Here is a 14083-nt window from a genome sequence, read left to right as displayed (position 1 = left end):
CCAGCACCCTGCAAGAACCCGCAGTGAATGTCGACCTTATTCTTGATGTCGGTAACTCTCATACCTGCGGTATTTTGGTGGAAGACAGTAGCGACGAAAGTCATGGTCTGAAACAAACCTATGAATTGCAAATCCGCGATTTGAGTGAGCCGCACCACCTCTATAATGAGTTGTTTGAGAGCCGGGTTGAGTTCGCCCAAGCTAAGTTTGGCAAACAGAATTTTTCAGTAGAAAGTGGCCGTGATGATGCCTTTATCTGGCCGTCGATTACTCGAGTCGGTCATGAAGCCAGTCGTATGGCGCTGCACCGGTTGGGGACCGAAGGTTCTACCGGCATTTCCAGCCCACGCCGCTATTTGTGGGATGAAGAGACCTATACCCCCGGCTGGCGCTTTAACGAAACGCAAACGGCGCAACTACATGAACCCTTGGCCACCGCATTGCCGCTGACCCATCTGGTGAATGATGATGGCCAGCCCTTGTACAGCGTGCCAGTCGATGAGCGGCTGCCCGTATTCTCGCCACATTATAGCCGCAGCTCATTGATGACATTTATGTTATCGGAGCTACTGGCTCAAGCACTGATGCAAATAAACAGCGCAGCCCAGCGCTTGAAAATGACGCATGCCAACGCCCCGCGCCAGCTGCGGGCCATTATTCTGACTCTGCCGTCCGCCATGCCCAAACCCGAGCGGGAGATTTTCCGCCGTCGGATGAATGAAGCCATTGCTTTGGTGTGGAAATCCATGGGTTGGCATCCAGCAGATGATAATTTTATCTTTGAGCAAAAACAGATCTTTGAGCAAAAACAGGCCTCCGAACAAGTCCGCGCCAAAAGCCAGGTCTTGGTGCCGACGGTTCAGATGGAATGGGATGAAGCCACCTGTGGTCAGATGGTGTATCTGTATAACGAAACCCAGGTTAACTTTGGAGGCCGTACTGCCGCCTTTTTTGCCAGTATGGCGCGGCCAGACAAGCAACTTGACGCCGGAGAAACCGCAGGGAAAACCCTACGTATCGCCTCGATTGATATTGGTGGCGGCACCACGGATCTGGCTATTACGCAATACTGGTTGGATGATGGCATCGGTAATAATGTCAAAATCAGCCCACGGTTGTTGTTCCGTGAAGGGTTTAAAGTTGCAGGTGACGATATTTTACTGGATGTTATTCAGCTCTATATTTTGCCCGCCTTACAGGCCCGACTGAAGAAAATGGCGATTGCCAACACGGATGTGCTGATGGATAAACTGTTCGGTAATGATGGCCGAATGGACGGACAATCAGCCCTGCGTCAGCAAGCCACGTTACAAATATTTATGCCAGCAGGTCGAGCCATTCTTGAGGCTTATGAAAGCTTTGACCCACTGGATACCAACGCAGAAATCGACGCCAACTTGGGTGAGCTAATATTGCAGCCCCCAACTGCAAAGGTGTTGGAATACATAAACAGCGAAGTTCAGCGTGAGCTGGCTGCGGATGCTGGGGTATTTGATATCTTGCAGGTGCCGCTGGTATTGAAATTAAGTAAATTGCATGGCGAGTTTTTGTCTAACCGGATGAGCATTACCCAAAACCTGCGTTCGCTGTCCGAAGTGGTATCACTCTACAGTTGCGATGTGCTGTTATTGACCGGCCGCCCTTCGCGCTTCCCAGGCATTCAGGCCCTATTCCGTCACCTACAGCCGCTGCCGAATAATCGTATTCTTTCACTGGATGGATACCACACTAACGATTGGTATCCGTTTAACAAACAGGGTCGAATCGATAATCCTAAATCCACCGCGGCGGTGGGCGCGATGCTGTGTTTGCTGTCACTTGATTTACGGCTAGCCGGTTTTTACTTCAAAGCCGGTGATTTCCAGCCTTATTCGACTATCCGCTATCTGGGAATGCTCGGCAGCAACGATGCTCTGACCGATGACAATGTTTACTATCGTGATATCAATCTTGATAGTGCGGATTTTACCCTGCCATCTGACGGGCGTTTTCAGGTTAGAGGCACATTGTGCCTGGGGTTCCGCCAGCTTGATAATGACCGCTGGCCAGCATCCCCGCTCTATACTTTGTCGATTGTCGATCAAGAGTTAGCCCGTAAAGTGGCCGGAGACGGTGCCTTGTATGTCAGGTTGAAACTCGTGAAAGGTGATAAAACTGCTTTTGATAAAACTGTCTTTGATAAAACTTCCGTTGATAAAAACAGTAGCCCGGAACGTTTTGAGATAGCCGACGCGGTCCTGCAAGATGGTAGCCGTGTTCCATCGCATCATCTGCGTCTCAAGCTAAACACACTCGCCAGCAATGGCTCAGCATCAACCCATTATTGGATTGATAGTGGGAGCGTATTTAAAAAATGAAATCATTAACCAGCCGCCAGCTCAATAGCCAGTTGCAACAGGTTACCCAAGGCATTGATCAGACGATTGATTGGATTAACACCACGCGCCAACATGCCCTTCGTCTGGATATTGAAGCTGATCAACTGACCGTCAAACTGCGCCGCCAGCGTCATAAGGCACGCCATCTGTCTGAGATGTCATTAACGCCCATGAGTATTGGTTTTTTTGGGCAATCTCCTGCCGGAAAACAGCATTTGATTGCGGCGCTGATTGCCGATGAAAACGGGCAATTGGAAACCACGCTGGCAGGAAAAACACTTAACTTTTGGCAGCAAATCAAACCCGGCTACCAATCCAGTGGTCTGGTGGCTCGCTTTAGCCACCAAGTGGCTATCAATCATGACACTCACCCGGTGCAACTCTCGCTACTCAATGAAATTGAGTTGGCCAAAATAGTGGTGGGAGCCTATCTGCACGACAATCAGCAAGACGTGGTGCAGCACTCACTGAGTGAGCAATATATTACCGACCATCTCCAGCAATTGGCCATGCGCAAGCAACAGTCTGCGATTGCCGGGATAACCCCTGATGATGTGATTAGCCTTTGGGATTATCTGGTTCGCCATGACGCCCCTCGGCAAAAGAGATTGGAAGCGCATTTCTGGCCAATGGCCATTGAATTGGCACCTTATTTACGTATTGATGATCGGGCTGTTTTATTCTCGCTGCTGTGGGCCGAATCGCCACCACTGACGGAGGCTTATCGCCATTTTGCCTATACATTACAGCATTTGGATAGCGCGCCACAGTTACTGGCCCCCCTCAGTGTGTTAGTCGATGACATGTTGTTGCCCGCCAACGGCATCATGAATGTCTCAACACTCAATGATCTGAACACCCCTGCGGATAGTCAGATTCAAGTACTGCCGTTGAAAGACACTCTCGCTGGGAAATCAGTGACGTTGTCACTGGCAGAATTGACATTTTTAGCGGTAGAACTGCACATCCCATTACGGATGTCTGCCACTGAAAATCTATTCGAATCGGTAGAGTTAGTCGATTTCCCCGATTTTAGCGACGAATTCGATATCCCAACGCAGGTAGCGCATTCGCCGTATGCGCTGGCGGCGTCATTATCACGCGCCAAAAATGCCTTTCTCCTTGAGCGCTATACGGACAGGCAACAAATCAATATGCTGTTGATCTGTAATGCGGTGAGCCACCGTAGCGACGTTAAAGCTATGGGTAAATTACTGGATTATTGGATTAAACAGTCTCAGGGTGAAAATACCCAAGTGCGCTCGCGCCGTAATCCGGGTCTTATCTGGACGTTGACACCTTTCGACCAGCGTATTGTTTCTGATGGCGCAAAAGCTTCAGAGGGTGCAAAAAACCATGACGAAGCGGTACAGCGCTATGTTGGCCAGCCCGGTGACAGCAGTTGGGGTACCCTGCTGGCATTGGATACTCGCGGTATTGAGCGCATGGTGAATTATCTGTCACAAGAAATTCGCCGTGATATTAAGGCCGAACGCATTACCGAGCAGCTTAATGAACTGCAACGGGAACTGACCGAGAACATGCTGGCCAGTTGGTGTCAGCCAGCGACCCATGAATCACAACAAAAACAGCGCATTGCAGAAACATTACTGAAAGCACTGCAAACCCGGACTGGCCTGCATGGCGAGTTGCTGGAGCGATTATTACCTACGCGCGATGAGTTGCGGGCGTTGTATTTGCAACAACAAAACCGGGTTGCTGAGCTGATAACCTCGGGTGACAGTCATGATCCCTTCAGTATTGGTATTGATATTGACTTGTTCAGCGACTCGTCTTTATCATCTGAACAGCCGATGCCTACCGCGCTGCTGACTGGGGCGGATGATGACGCTGGATACGCCGCGAATGTGCACCGCTACTGGGTTAATCACCTACGGCAGCTCCCTGATAACGGACCGCTCATTGAGCTATTGGGGATCACTAAACCGACGATTGAGCTGCTGGTTGCGGAGTTAATCACCGCCAGCATCCGATTGGATGTGACCGGGCAATTGGTTAAAATACTGGCTGACAATGAGCAAGTCAGTTTGCATCGTGATTCTAAGGCTGATCGTCAAGTGTCTCGCGCTCTGACGGTGTTGGGGGATTTCGTGGCCTGGCTCGGATTCCTGCAAATCAGTGAAACTCAGCGGCCTGATAGCCGTATTAACCGAGGCTATAAAATTTTTGCTCGCATTCCTACATCAGCATCCCCCGTTGGGGCATCGCAAAGACTGACCAAATTGGCCCCCACGCCCACCAATAATACCGCATTTTATATTTATGACTGGTTGGTCGGGTTGGGTGAAATGATTATTCACAATGAAGGGTATTCCGCCAGCAGTGAAATCAGCGAACAGCATCGTGAACAGTTGGCGGCTATCTTAATATTGGTTAAACAAAACCAGCATTAATTAACCCCATGGTGAAGCAAGCTCATCACTATCACTATCGTAGCCGCCCTCCCGGTAGTCAGCGGAGGGGGGACACAGTGATTAATGCGTTAAATACCGACTATTGCGACGCTGGAAAATATTTCGCGACTAAAGCATATAAAATCGCGGCTGTTTCAATGTCAATATTGCCTTGGTAATTATCGGGCCTAAAATGCAATTGAAATGCGCGTATCAGATGTTGGTAACCATCATCATTACTGGCAATAGAAACATCGTATCCATAAGTGCTAAAGCGACTCAGTAAGTCAGTTTTAGCCGGTAACCCGTGCAGGGTAAATTGTTGAGTGAATTTTTCTTTAGTCTCTGGGTCATACCAGGCACCAATGCCGTCGTTATACAACTCTTGCCAGGGAAACTTTGGCCCAGGGTCACTCTTACGAGTTGGGGCAATATCAGAGTGAGCCACAACATTTACCGGAGAAATATCAGGATAACGTTGTAAGATATTTGCCGCCAATTGTTTTACTGCTGCAATTTGGTTTTCCGGATAAGGGGGGAAATTAAAAATGCCGTCATGTTCAGTGGCTAAATTGACAATTTCAATCCCGATAGAGGTATCATTGAGACTAGTGCGCCCCGCCCAACTGCTGACCCCTGCGTGCCATGCGCGTGCATCTTCATCTACCAGGTTAAATATCCGCAGATCATTAAAGCCAGCCTTTTTATAACTTTCATCGTTAAGGTCGGGAACTAAATAGTGAGCACTAACGTTATTACCTGTTAGGGATTTCATGGAATTCTCAAAATTCTCTGCGGTGTAGTGTAAAACTAAGAATCGCACCCGGGAATTAAATGATTTGATAGCGCGGAAATCATTATACTCAATCATATACATATTAAACTCCTTGTGATTTAAATATCATTCAATATATATCAATTAATACTATTTATTATTTTATCCATATGAGGTTAATGCCAATTTTATAATGCTCTGAGGACGACTATCCCTGGCTTACCTTTAACATATTGAATAAATGATGAATCAACAACTTTCATATTACTGTTAAGTGACGATGCATTACGCAACATTGGCCCATCAGGTGTCATGATAAAAATACCCGTGTGCGTGACATCTAATCCATTTATTTTTGTGTAAATACCAATGTAATCGCCGGTTTTTAACTGGCTAATAACGGCTTCATTAATAAGCTCTGCTGGAATATAAACAACATCGCGCTTAACCGTACCCAATGTTGGAATAAACTCATTACCATCCTTTGTTTGATTCAAAAATTTAGTCACGGTAACGGCATGAGAGCTTATTGTTGCAGTGACATCTTGCGCGTTTAATGGTTGCTGATGTGACCAATCAGTGAAGAAATGCTTTCGATTTTTATAGCTGATATCACTATTAATATAGCGAGTAGCAATAAGCTTCTGAACAAAATCTGCGGTATCTTTAGATTTACGCAACGAGTTAACATAATCAAGATAAGTAAAACAATCCAATCCTCTGAAATCAATAACTAATTTTTCAGGTTTTGTCGGTGACCCAATCAGCATATCCGCCTGATAGGGCGTACCCATAAACTTAGCAGAGACTTTATTAATAACTTCACCGGGCTGGAGGCTATCGGTTGTTTTTACTTGTGTTTCGATGATGTAAGTTATGCGGTTAGCGGTGTAATTATCAATATAAACTCTTTCGTGAGGGCTGTTTTTCGCGCTACAGCCCGCTAAAACGACAATTAAAGCCAAAGATAGCGATTTATACATAAGTCCCTTTTACGTCTTATCCAGTTATTCCATACAAGCTAGAGTTGCCACCTTACTGTTTGAAATTTAAACAAGGCATCAACAAGATTCTATTCAATGGCATTGATTCATCATGACAAGTCAGTTGTCGGACTTTTTTTGATAATGCTCCCATAATGATAATTGCCATAAAAATGCGAATAATCTTCTTTTTTCAATTAATTAAATGATTTTTTCAATTGATTAAGTAACACTCCTTTTAGCCTCATTTCGAATCACTTTGTGATCAATATTGGATTTTTGTCTTTTTTTCATCCCGTTCGCTTGTGACTTTTTGTCAATCATGTTTATCTTTTAAGGCTTACAACACTTATTGATGAGATACCCCGTGAACTATTCCACTGCCCATTTCGCTCTACTCAACGCCGCGCATATTGACGCGGTAGTCGTCGTGCGCGTGGTGGTGGTGGTCGGCAGCGCGCCGTAACGGGTACCGAATCCAGAAAGATTCCCAAACCCCGCCGGCGCCAGCCGAGCGGGGTTTCTTTTTAGCCCCACTCTGTTAGCGACCGGCCCTGATGAAGGATATAACCATGCGTTATACAGGCGCCCAATTAATAGTTCGTTTGCTGGAACAGCAAGGCATTACCACTGTTGCGGGCATTCCAGGCGGAGCCGCGCTCCCGCTGTATGATGCTCTGGGGCAAAGTCGCATTATCCGCCATGTGTTGGCGCGGCATGAGCAAGGCGCAGGCTTTATGGCTCAGGGCATGGCCCGGGCCTCGGGACAAACTGCGGTTTGTTTGGCATCCAGTGGCCCCGGCGCCACTAATTTGGTCACCGCAATCGCCGATGCCAAGCTCGATTCGATTCCACTGGTTTGCATCACCGGACAAGTCTCATCCTCAATGATTGGTACGGACGCATTCCAGGAAGTCGATACCTACGGTATATCGATCCCTATAACCAAACACAATTATCTGGTGCGTGATATCAGCGAATTGACACGAGTCATCCCAGCGGCTTTTCGCATTGCACAATCGGGTCGCCCCGGCCCGGTATGGATTGATATTCCCAAAGATGTCCAAACAGCGGAAATCGAACTTGATAACCTGCCGGAGCCAGGAGTCGCCGATAAACCGAGCCCAATTGACCCCATTGCCATGGCAAAAGTCGCGCAAATGATCAACAGCGCGGCGCGGCCAGTGCTCTATCTCGGTGGCGGAATAGTCAGTTCTGAGGCGCATCTACAGGCCATACAACTGGCCAAACAAGCCAGCTTGCCCACCACCATGACATTAATGGCATTAGGCACCATGCCGGTTGACCACCCATTATCATTAGGCATGTTAGGTATGCATGCCGCGCGATCCACCAATCTCATCATGCAACAAGCAGATTTATTGATTGTATTGGGCGCGCGATTTGATGACCGAGCTATCGGCAAAGCCGAACAGTTCTGCCCTGATGCCAGTATCATTCATATTGATATCGACCCGGCTGAACTGGGTAAAATTCGCCGGCCACATTTGGCGATGAATGCGGATATCAAGCAGGTATTAACCCACTTGCTGCCCTTGATCGAAACACAAACGCGCAGTGAATGGCGCGGCACGGTTAGCGATATGCAGCGCGAATTCCCATTCAATCAGCCCAACAGCGAAAATCCCTTGTGCCACTATGGTTTGATTCGTGCCGCCGCCGCCGCATTGGACGACGACACCATCATCACCACCGATGTCGGCCAGCATCAGATGTGGGTGGCTCAGGCCTACCCACTACACCGCCCGCGCCAATGGTTAACCTCCGGGGGGTTGGGCACCATGGGATTTGGTCTTCCCGCGGCCATTGGCGCGGCACTGGCCAAACCGCAGGCAAAAGTGGTGTGTTTTTCCGGTGATGGCAGCCTGATGATGAATATTCAAGAGATGGCGACGGCGGCCGAAGAGCAACTTAACGTTAAGATTATTTTGATGAATAACCAGTCACTCGGGTTAGTCCATCAGCAACAAGACCTGTTCTTCGGTAAGCGAATTTTTGCCGCAGACTACCCTTATCGCACTAATTTTATTCATATTGCAGAAGGGTTTGGCTTCTCGACTTGTGACCTCAATACCGCCAGTGATCCTTATAGCGCATTACATGAAGCTTTAAACCGCCCTGGCCCGGTGCTTATTCATGCTCTGATTGATGTGGATGAAAAAGTCTATCCAATGGTGCCGCCGGGTGCGGCAAATATCGATATGATTGGAGGTGAATAATATGACAAATCAACAACTAGCCCCACAACATGTCTCTTCTGCGCGCGTCACACTCTTATTAACGGTACGCAACCACCCAGGGGTTATGTCGCATATTTGTGGTTTATTCGCCCGCCGCGCCTTTAACGTTGATGGGATATTGTGTATGCCATTAGCCGGAGGTGAAGAAAGCCGTATTTGGTTACAGGTATTAGATGATCAGCGTTTGCAGCAAATGATAAGCCAACTGGAAAAACTCGAAGACGTGCTTCAGGTTTGCCGTTTTGACTCTGAAATGCCCATTTTTGATCAAGTTGAAGACTTGGTCGCCAATCAGCGCTAACCCCGCCAGTCTCATTGGCTAATACCGTCACCGCCCCACACTGCCGAAAATCAACGGCAGTGTGGGGCGAAAAAAGAGACCCAACTGACCGTATGCCGCGCCACATATTCAATTACGCAATATTAATATTAATTACGCCAGTAATAATTTTTGTAATTCAGCCAGTGAACTCACTTGATAACGCGGCGCAATATTATCATCCGCCACTGCGCCACTGGTATTAAGCCAGCAGGTATCAATACCTGCATTAATACCACCTTGAATATCCGAATGGAGGTTATCTCCCACCATCAAAATGTTCTCTTTCGCTGGGTTATTCATTAAATTAAACGCATGTTCAAATATCGCCACATCGGGTTTTGCCGCCCCAACTTGTTCTGAGATAATCAGTGGAGAAAAGACATTTTTTAGCCCGGTGCGTTCCAATCGGATAGTCTGCAATTCGGTAAAACCATTAGTAATGATGCCCATATTCACTTTACCACTCAAGGCATCGACTAACTCACGCGCGCCCGGTAACAGTGAACAGATATCGGCCATGGCAATTAAAAACTCACTGTTCAAGCGAGTTGCCGTCACACCCAGTTTTTCAGCCCACATTTCAAAACGCGTGCTTTGCAATTCGGCTGCCGATATCTTGCCGTCTTGATAATCAACCCAGAGCGGCTTGTTAACCAACTGATAATGGTCGAAATCTTGGACGGAGAAATCTACATTAAAGCGCGAGAACATCAGCTTTAACCCTTGATAAGCATCAAAGTGGAATAGAGTTTCATCCGCATCGAACAGTATCCATTGGTATTTCATGACGATTGTCTCTCTGACTTTGGCATTATTAGGCGCGTTATGGTAGCGAGTATTGTGGCCCAGCTCAAGCCAGGCGTAGTTTATACTCGTTATACTTCAAGATGCGTGCGCGTTGGCAATACTCATAGCAACAGCGCAGCGGATATATCGCGGTCTAGCGTAATAGTGGTATCACCGGTGATTAACGGGTTATCAAACGCAGCTAATATCTTACGGTTAATTTCAACCATCGCGTCTTCAAGTTTAACCTCCATATCAGCGGCGATATCCACCAATTTCTCACGCTCCCAAGAGTCACGTGAAATCAGTAATTTCAAGAATGTCACGATGCTATCAGGTAAATTAGCGGTAATTGCCGCCATCGAACGCGGGTTAATGTCTTCAGTTGTGGGCGCAGTAACCGTTTCTGCCACAAACAATCCCTCAAGTAATATCACCAACTCTTGGCTTTCTTTTTTCAACAGATTAACGCGATCGGCATCCGTCACCACATCAACCGCTGCCGACGGCAGGCTTAATGTCATTGGCGTTGCGCGGCTATCAAGATCGGCATAAACCCATTTACTGTCCAGACCAAAGCGTTTATAGACTCGCTCAAGGAACTTCACTTCAGGTGGCGTAATGGTGCCTTCAACCTGAAGCAAGTGAGCCAGGAATCGCGCGATAATTCGGCGATTCTCCAGTGAGAGCGGCTCTATATTATTTTTCAGCGCCAACAGCGTATTACTCTTCCGAATGCCCGGTTGTAAATAGGCCTTTAAGCGCATCCGTTGACCGGGACTCAGGAAGCCCCAGGCATCAATATGCCGTGTCAATATGAGGGATTCAGGTTCACCGATACTGCCCTCAAACATTACCGCAGCACAGGCAAGTTCGACCGTCAGCATCGTGACACGGTAGGTATCAAAGGTTGCCGATTCTGCAACCAGCGATTCAATCGGAAACAGTGCAACAGCATCTTGTAGTACCGGGGTGCGATTATCTGCCCGAACATCAGGTTCAATACCCACTTGCAAAGAAGCCAATGCATAAGTTAATGCCATCACATGGCTGCGCGATAAACGCTCCAATGGCTTGGTGCCACAGGCCGTACTCAGTTGAAGAAACAGCTCACCCAATGTGACCATCAATAGCCCATAACCGACTCGGGCTTTGATATTCTCTAATTCAGTTTTTAATGCCACAGACCACAATGCCTCCGGCATTAATAACTGCCCTTCCAGTGACATTTTTTTCTTCGGATTAACACTGGCAAAGCGGTTATAAATATCAAGCTCTTGTTGGCATGCTTCAAATATAGCTCGCAGCTTATCGCGATGCGCTTTACACACCGCAACATTGGGCAGATCGGCAATTTGTTGGAAGAACTCTTGCCCCATTAAGCCTGCTGATGCTGGGCGATAGAATATTTGCAATTTGGTTTTATTAACCGGTAATAAAAATCCGTCGCCATACTGTTCCTGATAACGCCGGCAGAACAGAGTGGAGAAAACATCCGCACAATGCGCCATGGAGATATTTTGGTTAATTGCCGGGTCAGCCTCTCCCCAAGCGAGTGCCCAGGGTGCCGGTAAAGGCTTCTGATCAAGGGCTAATTGCCCCAACCCAACCAATAGCGCTAATGGCAGCTCAGTTGAAGCTTCGCGTGTTGCAGGAGGGGAAGAGAGATAGAGTTTCTCATCTATATTCACTCGGGAGATATAAACTAATAGATTCTGCGCATAATGATTAAATGCGTTATTTTTCCCGTAAATATTTAGTAGGCGATTAATTTCAGCTTCAATGATAGGAAGCTCTTTTTTAGCGGAGGGATCTATCGCAGCATCAATGAGTACCCGATGTTCTAACCCATAGAAAAATAAGAAAACATAGCCAATATCAGCGGTTGGCGCCTTACGCCCCTCGGATAACCACTGTAAATACCCTCTTCTCGCTTCAGGCGAACAGGTCGAATAATCAGGCGCACTATCAATAAGCGGTAATGAGGTATCTATTTCTTCTGTCGCGACATCCATGGACGGGTTAATAAATGCCGGTTCCGCGCCCGTGCGGTTACTTTTGTATTTATTACCAACATAAATCATACCATCGGGTAAGTTTATTCCGGCAACTACCGCTAACTCCCCTGGGCGGAGCCATGAAGCGCGAGCCAAAGAACCTCGCGATACATCAGGTTGTTTTGTCTTGGTTTTATTGGCTTCATCAATTGTGGATTTCTTATTTTCTGCCTCTGGGGCGATGGTTTGTTCTGTTTCCAGTTGAGAAGGGGCAATTTGATAATCACCGAGATCCGGTACTGACGCGGCTTTTTGCATATCCGTATTAATCGATGGGCCCGCGTGCGTCTTGGCTCCTTTAAGATTTTGCCAGACAAAAAATAGGCATAAGATAGCCGCACTCAGTGCAATCCACGCCTCTCTTGGGATTCCTGTCATCAGCCCTAAAGCGACAATCAGTAAGATAACCCAGACGGTACCAGTAGATTTTCTCTTAGCCACGATGGTTTATATGCCCCTATCTTAAAATAATAATTTTTATTCTGCCTTTAAGGGCAATTTTTAATAAATAGTTCTTCTTACAGAGACTCGTCACACAAATTAGCTATCGCAAAAACCACAGAGGGAATCTATAAATTGCACTTAAGTCCAATTTATAGATTAAATAATAAGTCAGTCTCTTATTTTAATAATGGCCCGGCCAGCAAGACCGCGCGTCAAAGGTGCAGTAAATCAATTATGCCAGTTCATTATGCATTCAGCTAGCAAAGACTCTGCAACCACTGGATAAACTCTTTTGCTTTTGGTTTGTCCAGGGTTCGTTTAGGATAAATTAAATAATAAGGTTTGGTGACGGGCAATTTATGTTCAGATAATTGAATTAAGCTTCCTTCAGCTAATTCTTTTTGAATCAAATACTGTTGCCCCAGTAAAATGCCATTACCTGCTATTGCAGAGTCAATGGCCATGGACGTTAGGTTATAAATGGGTCCACGGTTAGGTCTGCACTCCCCCCATTTAGCAGACAGCAGCCACTCTTGCCAGTCGGGTAAAAACTGCCCCTCTTTACCCCAATCGACATGAATCATCGGATAATCAATCTTGCCCTGGCTTTCTGACCAAGGTGCAGTGAGTAAGCTTGGGCTGGCGACGGGAAAGATCCAATCTTGAAATAGCATTTCTTTTTCTTGCTGCGGGTAATGTTCATCACCAAAAGCCAGATAAAAATCGGCCGCTGAACGATTAAAATCGACAGCTGAGTGTGTGGCATGGATATGAATATCTATATCAGGGTATTTCACCAACCACTGGGTGAGGTGTGGGTTAAGCCATCGACTGGCCAGCGCGGGCAAGGAAAATATCGTCAAAGATGAATCGCCCTTATCCCGAGCCACACGGTGCTGGGCCATTCGCAATGTTTCAAAGGCCTGCTGGACATAAGCCAAATACGCACGACCTTGCACTGTGAGTTCCACTCCCGATTTTGACCGGGCAAAGAGTTGAATGCCCAAATGCTGCTCTAACTGGCGAATTTGCTGACTGATTGCCGCCGGTGTTAATGATAAGCGCACTGCTGCACTGGCCAGGCTGCCGGTATTTGCCGCTGTTTCAAAGGCGAGAATAGTCGTTAATTTTGGTAAGCGAACGGCGGTGAAATTGTTCATGATGAGTTCCCTTCCCCCTGACACATTATATTGATATCGATAGCTGAACTTAACCTATCATTAACGTTTTATTGTTATTCCAGCTACAAATAATCCTATACCGTTAAGTACAGAAGCCAAGCCACATTTCATCAGACGGTGGGACAATATGCAGAAACTCGCTGAAATAATTAATATTGCCGTTAATCCTATCGACGATCCGGCATTCATAGCACAATCCAAAAATACCTTAGAAACCTATGGTGTCTTAGTTTTATCTCATTTTCTGTTACCACAGGCTCTGAATAGTATTAAGCAGGAAGGTATCGAGCATAAGCATTTGGCTTACTACGCGGCTAATCAACACAATGTGTATCTGACCCAAACGGACCCGGAATTTGCCGCTGATCACCCACGGAATCGGTTGATTACCTCATCAAAAGGCTGTATTACCGATGAGGAAATTCCCGCAGATTCTGCACTGCGAACACTCTATGGCGCTATTGATTTTAAGGGTTTTCTCT

Annotated in this window: 10 protein-coding genes and 1 pseudogene; 6 read left to right on the top strand and 5 right to left on the bottom strand. The window is 46.9% G+C overall.

The window, feature by feature from the left end:
• Both ACNSO8_RS09295 and ACNSO8_RS09290 read left to right on the top strand, forming a co-directional pair.
• Nucleotides 1-2357, top strand: a 2357-nt coding sequence (locus ACNSO8_RS09295) for a virulence factor SrfB (protein ID WP_418394441.1), incomplete at its 5' end; no start/stop codon positions are given.
• The gene (locus tag ACNSO8_RS09290; RefSeq protein ID WP_418394440.1) at nucleotides 2354-4792 is read left to right on the top strand and encodes a putative virulence factor; all 2439 of its coding nucleotides are present in this window, start codon (nucleotides 2354-2356) and stop codon (nucleotides 4790-4792) included. The genes ACNSO8_RS09295 and ACNSO8_RS09290, both read left to right, overlap by 4 nt.
• A gap of 100 nt (nucleotides 4793-4892) precedes the next feature.
• Here the strand turns inward: ACNSO8_RS09290 and ACNSO8_RS09285 are convergent, their stop codons facing one another.
• Both ACNSO8_RS09285 and ACNSO8_RS09280 read right to left on the bottom strand, forming a co-directional pair.
• Nucleotides 4893-5669, bottom strand: a complete 777-nt coding sequence (locus ACNSO8_RS09285) for an N-acetylmuramoyl-L-alanine amidase (RefSeq protein WP_418394439.1) — start codon at nucleotides 5667-5669, stop codon at nucleotides 4893-4895.
• Nucleotides 5670-5755: 86 nt separating this feature from the next.
• The gene (locus ACNSO8_RS09280; protein ID WP_418394438.1) at nucleotides 5756-6550 is read right to left on the bottom strand and encodes a DUF1460 domain-containing protein; all 795 of its coding nucleotides are present in this window, start codon (nucleotides 6548-6550) and stop codon (nucleotides 5756-5758) included.
• Between the two features lie 355 nt (nucleotides 6551-6905).
• On the opposite strand from ACNSO8_RS09280, the gene ivbL reads away from it, so the two are divergent.
• From ivbL to ilvN, 3 genes are all read left to right on the top strand, one after another.
• Nucleotides 6906-7016, top strand: a complete 111-nt coding sequence (gene ivbL, locus ACNSO8_RS09275; protein ID WP_418394437.1) for an ilvB operon leader peptide IvbL — start codon at nucleotides 6906-6908, stop codon at nucleotides 7014-7016.
• Nucleotides 7017-7122: 106 nt separating this feature from the next.
• Nucleotides 7123-8790, top strand: a complete 1668-nt coding sequence (gene ilvB, locus ACNSO8_RS09270) for an acetolactate synthase large subunit (RefSeq protein WP_418394436.1) — start codon at nucleotides 7123-7125, stop codon at nucleotides 8788-8790.
• Between the two features lies 1 nt (nucleotide 8791).
• Nucleotides 8792-9112, top strand: a complete 321-nt coding sequence (gene ilvN, locus ACNSO8_RS09265) for an acetolactate synthase small subunit (RefSeq protein WP_418394435.1) — start codon at nucleotides 8792-8794, stop codon at nucleotides 9110-9112.
• A 132-nt stretch (nucleotides 9113-9244) separates the two neighbouring features.
• Here the strand turns inward: ilvN and yjjG are convergent, their stop codons facing one another.
• The 3 genes from yjjG to ACNSO8_RS09250 form a co-directional block, all read right to left on the bottom strand.
• Nucleotides 9245-9919: a pyrimidine 5'-nucleotidase gene (yjjG, locus tag ACNSO8_RS09260; RefSeq protein ID WP_077174706.1), complete on the bottom strand. Its 675-nt coding sequence runs from the start codon at nucleotides 9917-9919 to the stop codon at nucleotides 9245-9247.
• Between the two features lie 122 nt (nucleotides 9920-10041).
• Nucleotides 10042-12417, bottom strand: coding sequence for a TerB N-terminal domain-containing protein (locus ACNSO8_RS09255; protein ID WP_418394434.1), 2376 nt, complete (start codon nucleotides 12415-12417; stop codon nucleotides 10042-10044).
• Between the two features lie 260 nt (nucleotides 12418-12677).
• Nucleotides 12678-13580 (bottom strand): LysR substrate-binding domain-containing protein, encoded by a 903-nt coding sequence (locus ACNSO8_RS09250; protein WP_418394433.1) that lies wholly within the window; start codon nucleotides 13578-13580, stop codon nucleotides 12678-12680.
• Between the two features lie 148 nt (nucleotides 13581-13728).
• On the opposite strand from ACNSO8_RS09250, the pseudogene ACNSO8_RS09245 reads away from it, so the two are divergent.
• Nucleotides 13729-14083: pseudogene (locus ACNSO8_RS09245) on the top strand (2OG-Fe(II) oxygenase); the annotation flags it as partial.

The organism is Yersinia sp. LJYL362 (genome assembly GCF_048323875.1).
Note: the sequence above shows the minus strand (reverse complement) of the source record. Positions and strands in the feature narration are given on the sequence as shown.